At 65.8% G+C, this 15,279-nt stretch carries 11 protein-coding genes; 9 read left to right on the top strand and 2 right to left on the bottom strand.

Annotated elements, in window-relative coordinates:
- The first annotated feature begins 117 nt into the window (after nucleotides 1–117).
- The 3 genes from AC6UUM_RS12710 to AC6UUM_RS12700 all read left to right on the top strand — a co-directional run bounded on the left by AC6UUM_RS12710 (nucleotide 118) and on the right by AC6UUM_RS12700 (nucleotide 4,979).
- Complete coding sequence (locus AC6UUM_RS12710) at nucleotides 118–2,937, top strand: TonB-dependent receptor plug domain-containing protein (protein ID WP_500802644.1); 2,820 nt, start codon at nucleotides 118–120, stop codon at nucleotides 2,935–2,937.
- A 78-nt stretch (nucleotides 2,938–3,015) separates the two neighbouring features.
- Nucleotides 3,016–3,702 (top strand): hypothetical protein, encoded by a 687-nt coding sequence (locus AC6UUM_RS12705; RefSeq protein ID WP_500802643.1) that lies wholly within the window; start codon nucleotides 3,016–3,018, stop codon nucleotides 3,700–3,702.
- Nucleotides 3,699–4,979 (top strand): MFS transporter, encoded by a 1,281-nt coding sequence (locus AC6UUM_RS12700; RefSeq protein WP_500802642.1) that lies wholly within the window; start codon nucleotides 3,699–3,701, stop codon nucleotides 4,977–4,979. The genes AC6UUM_RS12705 and AC6UUM_RS12700 overlap by 4 nt, the downstream gene beginning before the upstream one ends.
- A 33-nt stretch (nucleotides 4,980–5,012) precedes the next feature.
- Here AC6UUM_RS12700 and AC6UUM_RS12695 read toward each other — a convergent pair whose 3' ends face one another.
- Nucleotides 5,013–5,837, bottom strand: coding sequence for a 3-keto-disaccharide hydrolase (locus tag AC6UUM_RS12695; RefSeq protein ID WP_500802641.1), 825 nt, complete (start codon nucleotides 5,835–5,837; stop codon nucleotides 5,013–5,015).
- Nucleotides 5,828–6,829: a VOC family protein gene (locus AC6UUM_RS12690; protein ID WP_500804968.1), complete on the bottom strand. Its 1,002-nt coding sequence runs from the start codon at nucleotides 6,827–6,829 to the stop codon at nucleotides 5,828–5,830. The genes AC6UUM_RS12695 and AC6UUM_RS12690 overlap by 10 nt, the downstream gene beginning before the upstream one ends.
- 174 nt (nucleotides 6,830–7,003) lie before the next feature.
- Here AC6UUM_RS12690 and AC6UUM_RS12685 point away from each other — a divergent pair, with 174 nt between their 5' ends.
- The 6 genes from AC6UUM_RS12685 to AC6UUM_RS12660 all read left to right on the top strand — a co-directional run bounded on the left by AC6UUM_RS12685 (nucleotide 7,004) and on the right by AC6UUM_RS12660 (nucleotide 15,211).
- Nucleotides 7,004–9,229 carry a S8 family peptidase gene (locus tag AC6UUM_RS12685; RefSeq protein WP_500802640.1) on the top strand — a complete coding sequence of 742 codons (2,226 nt, stop codon included), beginning with the start codon at nucleotides 7,004–7,006 and terminating at the stop codon, nucleotides 9,227–9,229.
- An 85-nt stretch (nucleotides 9,230–9,314) separates the two neighbouring features.
- Nucleotides 9,315–10,943 carry a CTP synthase gene (gene pyrG / locus AC6UUM_RS12680; RefSeq protein ID WP_500802639.1) on the top strand — a complete coding sequence of 543 codons (1,629 nt, stop codon included), beginning with the start codon at nucleotides 9,315–9,317 and terminating at the stop codon, nucleotides 10,941–10,943.
- A 45-nt stretch (nucleotides 10,944–10,988) separates the two neighbouring features.
- Nucleotides 10,989–11,297: a BrnT family toxin gene (locus AC6UUM_RS12675; protein WP_500802638.1), complete on the top strand. Its 309-nt coding sequence runs from the start codon at nucleotides 10,989–10,991 to the stop codon at nucleotides 11,295–11,297.
- Nucleotides 11,266–11,523 (top strand): CopG family antitoxin, encoded by a 258-nt coding sequence (locus AC6UUM_RS12670; RefSeq protein WP_500802637.1) that lies wholly within the window; start codon nucleotides 11,266–11,268, stop codon nucleotides 11,521–11,523. The genes AC6UUM_RS12675 and AC6UUM_RS12670 overlap by 32 nt, the downstream gene beginning before the upstream one ends.
- 54 nt (nucleotides 11,524–11,577) lie before the next feature.
- Nucleotides 11,578–12,294 (top strand): type I pantothenate kinase, encoded by a 717-nt coding sequence (locus tag AC6UUM_RS12665; protein ID WP_500802636.1) that lies wholly within the window; start codon nucleotides 11,578–11,580, stop codon nucleotides 12,292–12,294.
- 130 nt (nucleotides 12,295–12,424) lie between these two features.
- Nucleotides 12,425–15,211 carry a TonB-dependent receptor domain-containing protein gene (locus tag AC6UUM_RS12660; RefSeq protein ID WP_500802635.1) on the top strand — a complete coding sequence of 929 codons (2,787 nt, stop codon included), beginning with the start codon at nucleotides 12,425–12,427 and terminating at the stop codon, nucleotides 15,209–15,211.
- The last annotated feature ends 68 nt before the right edge of the window (nucleotides 15,212–15,279 follow it).

The raw sequence follows: 15,279 nt of genomic DNA, 5'->3' as shown, positions 1-15,279 counted from the left end.
GTACGAACTTGTTAAACCATCACTGGTCGGGAGCGGGTGTTGGTTGACGGCAAATAGACGGCATCAGGTGCGCAAAGACGCATCGTTACGACGATCAAATCCAGGGGGAGGGGTCTCATGACACAGGCACGATATTCACATCTGATCACGTATCTGGCGGCGACGGTGTTCACCTTGTCGCTCAGCGGGCTGGCCAACGCCCAGCAGGCGGCGGCACCGGCCCCTGCGGCTGACGATGAAAATGCCGAGGCCGAAATCATCGTCACCGGCACCGCCATCCGCGGTGTTGCGCCAGTGGGGTCCGCCACGGTCAACATCAGCCGCGACACCATCCTGCAAAGCGGCCTGCGCGATTCCAGCTCGCTGATCGCGCAGCTGCCGCAGGGGTCTTCGCTGGGTGCCACGCTGGCCAACAGCGGCGGCCGTTCGGCCGGGGTCAACCTGCGCGGCCTGGGCAACAACGCCACGCTGCTCCTGTTCGACAGCCACCGCACCGTCACCCAGGGCGTGCAGAATCTGGTGCCCGATCCCAACACCATCCCGTTCGGCGCCATCGAGCGCGTCGAGGTCGTCACCGACGGTGCCTCGGCCATCTATGGCTCGGACGCGGTCGCCGGTGTGGTCAACTATATCTTCCGCCGCCCGTTCGACGGCGCGGAGGTGACGGCCCGCTTTACCACCAGCATTTATGATCAGGCGGCGGTCGATGCCGTGCTGTCACGCAAGTGGAACGGCGGCGGCGTGCTGGTGGCCTTTGGTTATGAAGGCAACAGCCGCATTACCCAGGGCAGCATCCCGGCGCTGCGGGCGGATCTGCGCGCCTTCGGCGGCAACGACAGCCGCCTGCAAGGCACCGTCTTCAACGCGGTCGGCCAGAACGGGGCGCTGTTGCAGGGCAACACGGTCTATGGCCTGCCGAGCGGTCTGAATGGTCGCACGCCCACCACGGCCGAAGTGCTGGCGCTGCGCGGCAATCCCTCGCTGGTCGATTCGGCGGATTTCCAGGATTATTATACGGCGCGCACGCGTTATTCGGTGCTGGCGCGGGTGGTGCAGGATCTGGGCGATCTGGGTGACGTGTCGCTGACCGCGATGTTCAACCGCCGCACCAACGCGGCCCGCGGCCAGGGGGATGGTGCCTTCCAGTCGATCGCCATCGCCATCCCCAGCACCAGCCCCTATTTCGTGCCGGGCCTGGGCACCGGCAGCCAGTCGATCGTCTACAACTTCCGGCTCAACAATCCGGATCGGCAGTTGAACCGCAATGATTATGAAAACACCCATAACGTGCTGTTCGACTACAAGGTCGGCCTGTTCAGCAATTTCCGGCTGACCGTGGGTGCCGGCTGGGGCGTGTCGCAGGGTTGCGCGGTCTGCCAGCCGCAGGCCAACACCATCCTGACCAGCTTCATCGCCAACCCGGCCAACGCCGCGCGGTTCAACCCCTATGTGCAGGGCCCGCAGCCGTCAGCGGAAGGGATCTTCGGCATCTTCGTGCAGCGCGTGCGCAACGAGATGATCGATTTCCTGCCCAAGATCGACGGCACCTTGTTCAACCTGCCGGGCGGCGCGGTGCGTGTCGCGGTCGGCGGCGAATGGACCAAGAGCTATTACAAGCAGCAGTCCGATTATTCGCTGAACCCGACAACCACGCAGGTGATCTTCCGCTTCGCCAACAGCAACCGCACCGTCACCTCGGCGTTCGGCGAAGTGTTCGTGCCGATCTTCGGCGATGACAATGCGACGACCCTGTTCCGCAAGCTCGACCTGTCGGCCGCCGTCCGCCACGATCGCTATTCGGATTTCGGCAGCACCACCAATCCCAAGTTCGGCCTGACCTGGAAGCCGATCGACGATCTGCAGCTGCGCGGCTCCTATGGCACCTCGTTCCGCGCCCCGACGCTGGCCGAGACCAACTTCAACGTGGTCGGCGCGGCCAACCGTACCTTCCTCACCAACAATCTGGGCAATCCGCAGATCCCGATCAGCAACGCGTCGAATGGCACGTCGCTGTTCCTGGTCTCCACCTTCCGCTTCGCCCAGTTGCGGCCCGAAACCGCCGACATCTTCTCGTTGGGCGCCGATTATTCGCCGTCCTACATTCCGGGTCTGAAGCTGGGCGCCACCTATTACAACGTGGACTATCGGGATCGCATATCGGCGCTGCCCAACACGGCTTCGGCGCTGAGCAGCGCGGCCAATTTCGCGCTGTACCAGCCGTTCATCACGCTGGCGCCGCAGCCCAATACCTGCGTCAACGGCTCGGTGAACGGCAATCCGGGCGCGCCGGAATACAACACCTACAATCCGGCCTATCTCAAGTTCCTGAACGCGCCGGGCAGCTACCCTCCCACCACGGCCAATGACTGCCAGCTGGTCGGCATCCTGAACGCCGCCACCAGCAACCTGGGCCAGGTCAAGCAGAGCGGCCTCGATCTCAATGCCAGCTATGTCGCCGACACCGGCATCGGCACGATCAATCTGAACGGTGCCTTCACCAAGATCCTGAAGCTGCAGCGCAATCTGCTGCCGGGCGCGCCCATCTTCGACGCACTCGACCGCATCGGGGAGCAGATCGGTAACCGTGGCCGCTTTGCAGCTGGGCTCACCAATGGTGGCTTCTCCGGGCTGATCGCCGCCAACTATATCGGTGGATATCTGAACAACTTGCGGCCGACGGTCGCCGGGGTCCGCCTGCCTGACCAAAATGTGCCGTCGTGGACGACGGTTGATCTGACGCTCACCTACTCGTTCCAGAACAAGAGCGGCATGTTCGCAGGAACGCGCTTCACCGTGAACGCGCAGAATATCACCAACAAACAACCGCCGGTGGTGCTGAGCACGCAGGCGACCGGCGGCGTGCCGACGGCGACCGATCTCAACGTCCACAATGTGTTCGGGCGGATCGTGACGTTCGAAATCTCCAAAGCCTTCTGATCGGGGGCGTTTCGATACGGCGCGGGCGGGGGCAGGGTGCCGCCGCCCGCTGGCGTGTCACAGCAGACGGGAACCAGCATGGCGCTCAAGGGTACGGCGTTCGTCATCATGTGGCACGATATCGCCGCCGACGCCGACGCCGAATATAATCGCTGGCACACGCAGCAGCATATGCCGGAGCGGCTGGATCACCCCGGCTTCCTGCGCTCGCGCCGCGGCATCAATCGCGGGCTCGATCGCCAGATCTATTTCACCTGCTATGAAGGCGAGACACCGGACACGTTTGTTTCGGCCGAATATCAGCGCAGCCTGAACAACCCGACCGACTGGACGCGGGCGGTGGCGCCGTCGTTCCGCAACTTCCTGCGCATGGCCTGCACATTGCTCTACACCGGTGGGCGCGGCGTCGGCGGCGGGCTGGTCACGTCGCGCTTCACCCTGCCGGCCGGCCTGAGCGAAGCCGATGCGGCCGCGCGCCTGGGGCCGGTGATCGCCGCGCTGGAACAACATGATCTGATCAGCGCCGTGCATCTGGCAGGTGCGCGCCCCGCCGTGTCGGGCGGTGCCACCTCCGAAACTGCACTGCGCCCGCCGATGCACGAAGCGCCGTTCGATCTGGTGCTGTTCGCCGAGACCATCGGCCTGCCGGAAGCCGAAGCCGCTGCACCGGCCATCGCTGCTGCCATCACGGCGGCTGGCTTTGGCGATCAGATCGTGCAGCCTTATGCCGTGGCCTACACGCTCGAACGCCGCGACGCGCAATGACCGCCCAGCGCCCCACCCGCGCGCGGCACGCGATGCTGGCGCTGATCGCCATCGCCACTGCGCTCAACTATCTCGATCGCACCCTGCTTGGGGTCGCCGCGCCAGCGATGAGCAAGGAGCTGGCGATCAGCCCGGAATTGATGGGCGTGGTGTTTGCGGCCTTTTCCTGGAGCTATGCCATCGCCCAGGTGCCCGGCGGCGTCTTTCTCGATCGCTTCGGTACGCGCATCACCTATGCCGTCGCGCTGGTCGGCTGGTCGGCTTTCACGGTGATGCAGGGCTTCGTGCGCTCCAGCGCCGTGCTGATCATGGTGCGGCTGGGGCTTGGCGTCGCCGAAGCACCGTGTTTTCCGGCGAACAGCCGCGTGCTGATCGCCTGGTTCCCGCGTGCCGAGCGCGCCCGGGCCAACAGCATCTATTCGGTGGGCATGTATTTCGGCATCGGCTTTTGCAGTCCCTTGCTGTTCTGGATCGCCACCAATTGGGGCTGGCGGTCGCTGTTCTGGATTGTGGGCAGCATCGGCGTGCTGTTCGGGCTGGTCTGGTATCGGCTCTACCGCGACCCCTCCGAGCACAAATGGGTCAACGAGGCCGAACTGGCGCTGATCCGCGCCGATGGCGGCGTTACCGCCAAGGCGAGCCCGCGCGCCTTTCGCTGGAGCGATGTGACTTATCTCGCCCGGCAGCGTAGCCTGATCGGCGCCTCCATCGGCCAGTTTGCCACCAACAGCACGTTGGTGTTCTTCCTCACTTGGTTCCCGACCTATCTGGCCACCGAACGCCAGATGGATTGGATGAAGGCCGGCGTGTACGCCATGCTGCCGTTCATTGCCGCGTCGGTGGGCGTGCTGGTCGGCGGGCAACTATCGGATCGCGTGCTGCGCGCCGGGCGCAGCCTGACCTTCGCGCGCAAGCTGCCGGTGGTGACGGGGCTGCTGCTCTCCACCGTCATCACCTCGGCGATCTGGCTGGAAAGCGACGCTGCGGTGATCGCAGTGATGTCGATCGCCTTCTTCGGCCAGGGCATGTCCAATCTGGGCTGGACGCTGATTTCCGAACTGGCGCCGGCCAAGCTGGCGGGCCTGACCGGCGGCCTGTTCAACCTGTGCACCAATCTGGCCGGGATCATTACCCCGATCGTCATCGGCGTTACCGTCGGGCGCACCGGATCTTTCTATCTCGGGCTGGTCTATGTCGGGGCGATGGCCATGCTCGGGGTGTTGTCTTACGTCTTCGTGGTCAACCGGGCGGAGCGGTTGCCGGACCCGCAGGACTGACCCCTCTCCCTTGAGGGGAGAGGGGTCCTTTGCTTACGGTAACCGCTTCACCCACAAGCCCCGATAGGAAACCTTGCGCACCCCGCTGCCTTCCAGCTGGATGGCCAGCCGGCCGCTGGCCATGAAGCGCTGCGGATCATCATCGGTCACGACCGACATCAGCCGGCCGTTGAGATAATAAAGCATGGTGTGGCCGCGCGCGACGACGTGGAGCTGGTTCCAGTCCCCAAGCTTTACGCCGGGTTCCAGTTCGGCGCGCGGCGCGATCGTGCCGATGATCGTTCCGCCCGCGGCGTTGCTGCTGACATGCAGCGCCAGCCCCATGCCGGCGCGAAAGGGGCGCGGGCTGGGGCCACGGCGCGGGCCGGCGCAGCATTCGATCAGCGCGCCGGTCTGCACGTTGGCATAATCGAAATCGGCCTGATAGCCGAAGCTCTCCCACTCCGAATTCGGCTTCTCCGTCTTGCCGAGCATTTGCGCGCGAAACTGCACGCCGCTGTTGGCCTTCTCGCCTTCGAGCTTGATTTCGGTCTTGAACTCGAAATCGGCCAGTTCGCCCTTCCAGAACAGATAAACCGGCGCGTTGCTGCTGCCGTCGTTGGCCGACACGATGGCCCCATCGCTGACGCGCCAGGCGTCCATCTGGCCTTCCCAGCCGGCCAGCGTGCGACCGTCGAACATCGGCTGCCAGCCGTCATGCGCGGCAAAATCAAACGGCGCCGGATCGACATAGCGCGGCGGCCGGGCAGTGCCGGGCGCCGTGCCGGCGGGCGGCGGGGTCTGCGCGGCCGCGCTGCCAGCCAGGGCCAGCGCCACCATCATCATCGCCTTGTGCATTGTCGTGCCCCTCATGGCCATGGATAGACTCCGCGGATAGTGGCCAGGATCGGCGGTGCCGGCGGCCCCGGCGGCATCACCGAAAAGGCCGGGATCGCATCCGGCACCGTGTCACGGCTCATCAATTCCACCCGCGATCCATCGCTGTCGAACAAGTGGATCAACCAGTGGCGGTTATTGCCCACCGCGGTGCGCAGCCGCATGTCGTCAAAGCCGCCGCGTGCTTTCAGCGTTTCGCGTGCGGCGTGCATGTCATCAATCTCGAGCGCGAAATGATAGACCGCACCATAGACTTCGCGCGTATATTGCGGCAGCGTCGCCGGGTTTTCCGGATCGAGCGGCGGGTTCTTGGTTTCCAGATTGCGGTCACTCGCCGGGGTTTCGATATAATCGCCGCGCGGGCCGGGCAGCAGCCGCCCCCAGCCGAGGCTACGGAAAAACGCCTTGGTCGGCTCGTCGCGCACCATAGTGCCGGCATGCAGCAGGCGCGTGGCGATCCGGTTCGGGCCGAGCAACTTGCCCTTGAGCCGGCTCTGACGGGACGCGGGCGCATATTCGATGAAATCGAGCGGCGTGCCGTTGGGCGCCACGATCCGGAACACCGGATTGCCATCGCCACCGATGCCAATCGCACCGGGCTGCAACCCTTGCGCCACATAGATGTCATGCAGCTTGCGCACGTTCGACGCCTGCACCACCAGCCGTACCTGGCGGATCAGTTCCACCTTCGCCGCCGGCAGCAATTCGAGATACTGGTCATCGTTGATCTTGAAATAGACTGATCGGATTGCGCCGGCCCGGTTTTTCAGGGTGAAAGCCTCGGCAAAGCCCAGCACATCGCCATAAAAGGCCCGCGCCTTGGCGAGATCGCTCACCGTAACGCTCACTTGCGCCAGGCCCAGGATCGGCAGATCCTTGATCTCCACGGCTGGTGGCGGCGGCGTTGTCGGCGTGGGGGCCTGCGCCCACAGCGGCGCGGGCCCTGCCAGCCCGGCAGCAATAGCCACTGCCATCAACAATCTGGCCCCCATCCTGATCCTCCCCGTCGGCTTGGCTGCATGTACGAACCAGACCGTACCACAGCATAGCCGCCAACCGGCGGCGATCAAAGCCTTGCGTTGGCGCACCCCATCCAAATGCCGGCGCGGGCAATTGCCAGCGGCTTCGGGCTGACGCATGCTGCGGTCATGGCGGGGCGGCGTTTCGGGATAAGGATTGGCGAGGCCAGTGCGCTGGCGTTGCTGCTCGCCGGCTGTGGCGGCGGCAGCGGCGGCGTGTCCACGATTCCAGCGCCACCGGTGGTGACACCGACGCCGACCCCGACACCCACGCCGACACCCACGCCGACACCAACACCAACACCCACGCCCACGAGCAGCTTCAACAGCGCCGAATATCGTCGCTCCAATGGCGCGGTGGGGGTGCAGGCGCTGGCCGCCTATGATCGCGGCGCATCGGGGGTGGGGGTCACGCTGGCGCTGATCGATTCGGGCGTGAACCCGGCGCTCAGCGAATTTTCGGGCCGCATAGCGGCCGCCAGCCGTGATGTGGCGTCCAACCGGGTGCTGGCCGATGAACGCGGCCATGGCACATCTGTGGCCGGCGTCGCACTTGCGGCGCGGGACGGCAGCGGCATCCACGGGCTCGCCCCGCGGGCGACGTTGCTGGCCCTGCGCGCCGACACGCCGGGCACGTGCAACGATGAAGGCTGCTCCTACGCCAGCCCTGCCATTGCCGCCGGGCTGGATGCAGCGATTGCGGGCGGAGCGCGGGTGGTCAACGTGTCGTTGGGCGGCGGCAACACCACAGCAGCGCTGCGCGCGGCGGCCGCGCGGGTCAGCAATGCCGGCATCGTGCTGGTGCTGTCGGCCGGCAACGAAAGCCTGTCCACGCCGGAGGGCTTTGCCAACCAGTTGACCGCGGTGGGCCAAACCACCACGCTGGTGGTGGGTGCCGTCACCGATGCCGGCGAGATCGCCGATTTTTCCAATCGTGCCGGGGTATTGATCAACAATTATCTGGTCGCACCCGGCGTATCGGTGCGCAGCTTCAACCAGGATGGCACCGCGTTTCTGTACAGCGGCACGTCAATCGCGGCGCCAGTGGTATCGGGATCGGCGGTGTTGCTGGCGCAGGCCTTCCCGGCGCTGACCGGTGCGCAGATCGTCGAAATCTTGCTGCGCACCGCCGATGATCTCGGCGCGCCGGGGCCTGATGCCATCTATGGCCAAGGGCGCTTGAACCTGGCCCGCGCCTTCCAGCCGGTGGCCGGGCTGACTGCCAGCAGCGGCACGCCCATCACGCTGGGCGGCATCTTGGGCGGCCCCCTGGGTGATGGCGGGGCGCTGCGCAGCGCGCTGGCGGCAGTGCCGGCGCGCGATGGCTATTCAAGGCCGTTCATGGTCGATCTGGGGCAGGGGCTGGCCAATGCCGCGCCCGGCCGGCTGGCAGCGCGGTTGTTCGCGCAAGCAGCGGTGAGCGCGGTCACGCGGGGCGACGGCCATGTGGCGGCATTCCGGCTGAACGGCGATCCGCGCAACCTGTGGCTTGGCGATCGCGCCACCATGGCGGCGCTGGCGCCGGGCACCGCGCCACAAGCCAGCCCGGCCGGGCATGTCCGCCTTGCGCTCAATTCTGGCCAGGTGATTGCCGCCGGTCATGGCGAGGCCGCGACCAGCCTGATGCAGCTCGCCGACAGCACCGCCGCCGCGCCCGATTTGATTACCGCCGATGCGGCGCTGCCGATCGGCAGCCGGCCGCTGGGGGCGGCCGCGCTGGCGCAGCCGATCGGCGCCTTCACCCTGGCCGCGGGCGTCGGGCAATCCGTGCTGCCGATGACGCGCGGGGAGGCGGCAGCGCGTCAATCCACGGCGCTGCTGCGGCTGTCACGGCGCTGGCCCGGCCTGGAACTCGCCAGCCAACTGCGGATGGATGATGAACGCGGCAGCCTGGCCGGCACGCGGCTGTCGGGCGGTTTCGGCCTGGCTGGCGGCAGCACGATCAGTCTGGGCGTTGCGGCACGGCTGGCGCTGGGGCGCTGGGCGCTGGCGGGCGATTGGCGGCGCGCGCGCAGCCGACTGGCGCTTTCCCCCGGCCTGATCGCGGCGGCCGGCACGCTCGCCGGTGATGCCGCCAGCCTGTCGCTCAGCCGATCGGGGATGGCCGGCGATGTGCTCAGCCTGTCTATCGTCCGCCCGCTGGCATTGTCAGGGCCACTATGGCTGGCTGGCGGCAGCGGCCCGGTGCAATTGGGGCCAACGCATCGCGAAACCGCGCTCGAAGCTCTTTATGCGAGGGTGTTGCCCGGCGGCGGCCAGATGCAGGTCAGCTTGTTCCACCGCGACCATCCCGGCCATCTTGCGGCATCCGCGCCAGATCAGGGCGCGGCCCTGCGGCTGCACTGGGGTTGGTAGGCGAAACTCATCCACAGGCAAAATCGGGCGCTGGCAACGCAGGGGCTGGCGCTCACCCGCAGAATCGGCTTAACGCTCCTCTCCCATGACGCGGTATATTTTCATCACCGGCGGCGTGGTCTCCTCGCTCGGCAAAGGCCTTATGGGCGCCTCCCTGGCAGCGCTGCTGCAGGCGCGCGGATTCAAGGTCCGCATCCGCAAATTCGATCCCTATCTCAACGTCGATCCCGGCACGATGAGCCCCTATCAGCACGGCGAAGTCTTCGTGACCGACGACGGCGCCGAGACCGATCTTGATCTTGGCCATTATGAACGCTTCACCGGCGTGGCAGCGCGGCGGACGGACAATATCACCTCGGGCCGCATCTATCAGGACATCATCGCCCGCGAACGCCGCGGCGAATTCCTGGGCGGCACCGTGCAGGTGATCCCGCATGTGACCGACGCCATCAAGCTGTTTGCCCGCGCCGAAACCGAGGCGCTGGATTTCGTGATCTGCGAAATCGGTGGCACCGTGGGCGACATCGAAGGCCTGCCCTTCCTGGAGGCGATCCGCCAGATGGCCGCCGATACCGGGCGCGCCAATGTCTGTTACATCCACGTCACGCTGGTGCCGTTCATCGCGGCGGCCGGCGAATTGAAAACCAAGCCGACCCAGCACAGCGTCGCCGAATTGCGCGGCATCGGTGTGCAGCCCGATGTGCTGGTCTGCCGGTCTGAACATCCGCTGCCCGACAGCGATCGCGCCAAGATTGCGCTGTTCTGCAATGTCCGCAAGGAAGCGGTGATCTCCGCGCTCGATGCCGCTTCCATCTATGAAGTGCCGCTGCAATATCATGCCGAAGGGCTGGATGATGAAGTGCTGCGCGCCTTTGGCATCAGCGATGCGCCGCCGCCGGTCCTCACCCGCTGGCAGGATATTTCAGCACGTATCCACAGCCCGGAAGGCGAAGTCACCATCGGTGTGGTCGGCAAATATACCGGCATGAAAGATGCCTATAAATCGCTGACCGAAGCGCTGGTGCATGGCGGACTGGCCAACCGGGTGAAGGTCAACATCAAATGGCTCGATGCCGAAGAGTTCGAGACCGAGGATGTCGCGGCCCGGCTGGAGCCGATGCATGGCATTTTGGTGCCGGGCGGCTTTGGCGAGCGCGGCAGCGAAGGCAAGATCGCCAGCGTGCGCTTTGCCCGCGAACGCGGCGTGCCGTTTTTCGGCATCTGCCTTGGCATGCAGATGGCCTGCATCGAAGCGGCGCGCAACGAAGCCGGCATCGATGCCGCATCGACCACCGAATTCGGGCCGACCGACGCGCCGATTGTGGGCCTGATCACCGAATGGATGAGCGCGGAAGGCCTGCAGACGCGCGCCGAAGGCGGGGATCTGGGCGGCACCATGCGCTTGGGCGCCTATCCGGCGACTTTGGCGCACAACAGCGTGGCCGCCAGCGTCTATGGCGCGACCGCCATCGCCGAACGCCACCGCCACCGATATGAAGTGAACGTTGCCTATCGCCCGCAACTGGAAGCCGCCGGCCTGATTTTTTCCGGCATGTCGCCCGATGGTCTGTTGCCCGAAGTGGTCGAGCGCCCGGACCATCCCTGGTTCATCGGCGTGCAGTTTCACCCGGAACTGAAATCCAAGCCTTTCGAACCGCACCCGTTGTTTGCCGGCTTCATCAAGGCGGCCATGGCGCAGAGCCGGCTGGTGTGAGGCTTATTGACGTTTGTATAGACAAGGTGCGATAAACCGCGGTCGATGCAGGTTGCTGGCGGTTTTGATTGGGATGCGGGCAATCGGGACAAGTGCCTGAAACATGGCGTTTCAATTGACGAGATTGAGGCGCTTTTTCATCACGGGCACCATGTTTTTCCCGATCCGGCCCATAGCGCAGACGAAGCCAGGCTGCTGGCAATCGGCACGGGTGGTTCGGGCCGGCACATGTTCGTGGCGTTCACCTTGCGCCAACGGGGGCGTGATCGGCTGATCCGCCCGATCAGTGCCCGGTACATGCATGCAAAGGAAATCGCCCATTATGAGCAAGAAGTTGCCCGCTCTGACCAGTGATGCCGAGGCCGAAGCCTTTGTCGAAACGGCGGACCTGACCGCATATGACCTGTCTGCCATGGTGCCGCACAGCTTTGAATTCGCGCCGAAAACCGCTCAGGTCAACATGCGCTTTCCAGAGCCACTGCTCGCGGCGGTCAAGGCCCAGGCGGCTGTACTCGGCATGTCGTATCAACGCTTCATTCGGCACACGCTGGAAGCAGCGCTCCACAAGGCGGAGCGTTGATCGGAATCGCTGCTGCACTTGCCGGCTGCGGCTTCTCCCGCCACAATCATCGGCATGACTCAAATCACCCCCGCCGATCTTGCGCAGCACATCGCGGCGCGGCGGCGGCCGGGCGAGACGCTGGTGATCGGCGTCACCGGATCGGTGGCCGTGGGCAAGACGACGCTGGCCCGGCAGATCGCCGAAGCACTGGGTGCCGGCGTGGACATCGTCTCCACCGATGGCTTTCTGAAGCCCAACGCCGTGCTGGAGGCGCAGGGCCTGATGATGCGCAAGGGCTTTCCCGAAAGCTATGACGCGCCGGCGCTGGCCGCCGTCATAGCCGGCCTCAAAACCGGTCCGGTGACGGTGCCGGCCTACAGCCACGCCACTTACGACGTCGATCCGGCCGCTGCCCGCACCATCAGCGGCGCGGAGATCGTGTTGGTCGAAGGGCTGGGGCTGGCGCCGGACGGCGATGGTCAGCGCCCGCCGGTCGATCTGCTGGTGTATATCGATGCGGAAGAGGCCGATATCGTCGCCTGGTTCCTCGCCCGCTTCATGGCGCTATGGCAGGCGGCAGAGCATGACCCCACCAGTTTCTACGCCCGTTTCCGCCACATGAGCGTGGACGAGGCGCGGGCCTTTGCCTTGAACGTATGGAACGGCATCAACCGGCCCAACTGGCAGGATCATATCGCCCGCGCGCTGCCCGTGGCCGATCTTGTGGTCAAGAAGTTGGCCGATCACGCGCTGGTGCTGGCGCGGGGGATCGAAGCGCCCGGGCCGTAGTCATTGCCGCACGGCTTTCCCAAAGCTGCTTAGGCAGTTAGGGCCTCCGGCAACCAGATTTCGAGCCTGCCCCCGGCCCAGCACAGGAATTGCCCGTTTGATCCGTTTCCTCCCCCGTTTCGCCCTGTTGTTGGCGACTGCGCCCGTGGCGCTTGCTTCGGCGCAAACTGCGCCGCCGGTGCAGGTGGCGCAGGCTGCGCCCGAAGATGACGAGCAGATTACCGTTTCCACTGCGCGCCTGCCCGGCCAGGTGGTGGGCGATATCAAGCCGGAGGTGAGCTTTGGCGTGCAGGAATTGCGCGCCATCGGGGCCGGTTCGATCACCGAGCTGCTGGCCGAACTGGCGCCGCAAACCCGTTCGGGCCGCGGCCGCGGCGGCGGCCCGCCGGCCGTGCTGGTCAACGGCAAGCGCGTGTCGGGCTTTGCCGAAATCCGCAACATCCCGCCCGAAGCCATCTTGCGCGTCGACGTGCTGCCCGAAGAGGTCAGCCTGAAATATGGTTTCCGCGCCGATCAGCGGGTGATCAATTTCGTGCTGCGCCCGCGCTTTTCGGCCGTAACCGGCGAACTGACCATCGGCGGGCCGACCGATGGCGGGCGTTTTTCCACCGAGCTCGAAGCCAATCTGCTCAAGCTGAACAACGGCACCCGCACCAGCATCGAAGGCGAGGTGAAGATCGATACCATGGTGACGGAAGCCGAACGCCGCATCACCACGCCCACATCCAGCCGGCCGTTTGCCATCGGCGGCAACGTGAGCGCGATCCTGCCTGGCGCCAATGTCGATCCGGCGTTCCCCGGCCGCAGCGTGCTGGGCGTGCCGGCCGGTGTTGCCCGGCCCAGCCTGGCGCAGTTCGGCGCGGCGCCGGTGAACAGCACCGATGTGCGGCCGTTCCGCACCTTGCTGCCCGACACGCGCACCACCAGCTTGAACGGCACCGTCTCCGGGTCATGGGGCGCCGCCAACGCCACCCTGACTGGCGGTGTCGAGCGTACCGTGACGGAAAGCCTGGCCGGCCTGCCGTCATCCAGCCTGACCGTTCCGGCGGGCAACCCGTTTTCGCCGTTCAGCCAGGCGGTGCTGGTCAACACCCAGGCCCCCGATCCGTTGCGCCGCGAAGGCGACAGCTGGACCACCCGGCTGGGCACGGTGTTCGACGGCAATCTCGGCAAGTGGCGCTGGAACATCACCGGCAACTGGAACCATGCCGAAAGCTCCAGCCGCATCGATCGCGGCATCGATACCAGCGCCGCGCAGGCGCAGATCCTCAGCAACAGCACCAGCCTGTCGCCGTTCGGCGATGCGGTGCTGGCCGGCGCGCGGCTGACCGATACGGCGAGCAGCATCAGCAACAATGCCAATATTGATCTGCTGCTGAACGGCCGCGCCTTTGGCGTGCCGGCCGGCGACGTCGGCGTGTCTCTCAAGGGCCAGGTGCAGCATCTGGCGCTCGATACGCGTTCGCTGCGCGCGGGCCTGGCCAGCAATGCCGATCTGGCGCGCACGCAGGGCAATTTCCAGGCCAATGTCGATCTGCCCATCGCATCCGCGCGGGACAATGTGCTGTCCGCGCTGGGCAAGCTGACGCTGAACGGCAATATCGCGCTTGATACGCTGTCGGATTTCGGCACGCTGATCACCTGGGGCGCCGGGGTGAATTGGGAACCGAAAAGCGGCTGGGCAGTGATCGCCAGCTTCACGCGCGAACAGGGCCCGCCCACCATCGGCCAATTGGGTGATCCCACCATCATCACGCCCAACGTGCGGGTGTTCGATTTCATCCGCGGCGAAACCGTGGACATCAGCCGGCTGGATGGCGGCAATGCCGCGCTGCGCAACGACACGCGCCGGGTGTGGAAGCTGGGGCTGAACCTGAAGCCGTGGGAAGCCACCGATCTGGTGTTCAACGCCAATTTCATCGACACGCGCATCGATGATCCGATCGCGGCCTTCCCCACCGCGACCGCCGAACTGGAAGCGGCCTTCCCGAACCGCTTCACGCGTGACGCCAGTGGCCGCTTGCTGCAGATCGACAATCGCCCGGTGAACTTTGCCTATTCGCAGCGCACCGAACTGCGCTGGGGCTTCACGCTCACCCAGGCGCTGAAGCCTGATGCCACCGAGCGGGCGGCTGCGGAAAAGCGCATTGCCGAAACCCGCGCCAAGGCCGCCGCCGCCTTCCGCGCCGGACAGCCGCTGCCGCCGGAAATTCGCGCGTTGGCCCGCAATCCTTATGGATTTACCCCGGGGCAGCGCCCGCCGGGTGCATCGGCAGCGGCGGGTGCCGCCCCCGGCGTCGCACCGGCCGTGCCCAGTGCTGCGCCTGCTGGTGCCCCACAGGCGGCTGGCCCGCCGCCCGGCGGTGGTGGCGGCGGTCGGGGTTTTGGCGGCGGCGGCGGTCCGCCACGCGGTTTCCTCGATGGCCGCCTGCAACTGGCCCTGTTCCACACCGTCACCTTCCGCAATGAAATCGGCATTCGTCCGGGCGTGCCGGTGCTCGATCTGCTGAACGGTTCGGCTGTCGGCTCATCGGGCGGCGCGCCGCGCCACCAGGTGGAAATGCGGCTGGGCGCCGGCCGGCGCGGGCTGGGCGCGCGGCTTTCGGTGAACTGGCAATCGGCCACGTCGGTGCTGGTCGATCCCACTGGCGCCACCCAATCGCCGGATGACCTGTATTTTTCGGGCCGCACCACCGCCAATCTGCGGCTGTTCGTCGATCTGGGGCAGCGGCCGGAGATCGTCACCAAAATCCCGTTCCTGCGCGGCAGCCGCATCAGCCTGAATTTCGACAATTTGCTGAATGATCGCATCAATGTGCGCAACCGGCTCGGCCAGGAACCGCTGGGTTTCCAGCGCGACCAGCTCGATCCGCTGGGCCGCACCGTATCGCTGTCGCTGCGGAAGTTGTTCTTCTAGCGTCGATTGCAGATTGATTGAAGCGCCCAAGTTCCCTCCCTTCAAGGGAGGGCGCAAAGGCGCTGCAA

The organism is Sandarakinorhabdus sp. (assembly GCF_987265915.1).
Note: the sequence above shows the minus strand (reverse complement) of the source record. Positions and strands in the feature narration are given on the sequence as shown.

Bases quoted from the DNA above. Each gene is read 5' to 3' on its own strand.
- AC6UUM_RS12710 (WP_500802644.1), top strand. From the start codon at position 118: ATGACACAGGCACGATATTCACATCTGATCACGTATCTGGCGGCGACG.
- AC6UUM_RS12705 (WP_500802643.1), top strand. From the start codon at position 3,016: ATGGCGCTCAAGGGTACGGCGTTCGTCATCATGTGGCACGATATCGCC.
- AC6UUM_RS12700 (WP_500802642.1), top strand. From the start codon at position 3,699: ATGACCGCCCAGCGCCCCACCCGCGCGCGGCACGCGATGCTGGCGCTG.
- AC6UUM_RS12695 (WP_500802641.1), bottom strand. From the start codon at position 5,837: ATGGCCATGAGGGGCACGACAATGCACAAGGCGATGATGATGGTGGCG.
- AC6UUM_RS12690 (WP_500804968.1), bottom strand. From the start codon at position 6,829: ATGGCAGTGGCTATTGCTGCCGGGCTGGCAGGGCCCGCGCCGCTGTGG.
- AC6UUM_RS12685 (WP_500802640.1), top strand. From the start codon at position 7,004: ATGGCGGGGCGGCGTTTCGGGATAAGGATTGGCGAGGCCAGTGCGCTG.
- pyrG (WP_500802639.1), top strand. From the start codon at position 9,315: ATGACGCGGTATATTTTCATCACCGGCGGCGTGGTCTCCTCGCTCGGC.
- AC6UUM_RS12675 (WP_500802638.1), top strand. From the start codon at position 10,989: ATGCAGGTTGCTGGCGGTTTTGATTGGGATGCGGGCAATCGGGACAAG.
- AC6UUM_RS12670 (WP_500802637.1), top strand. From the start codon at position 11,266: ATGAGCAAGAAGTTGCCCGCTCTGACCAGTGATGCCGAGGCCGAAGCC.
- AC6UUM_RS12665 (WP_500802636.1), top strand. From the start codon at position 11,578: ATGACTCAAATCACCCCCGCCGATCTTGCGCAGCACATCGCGGCGCGG.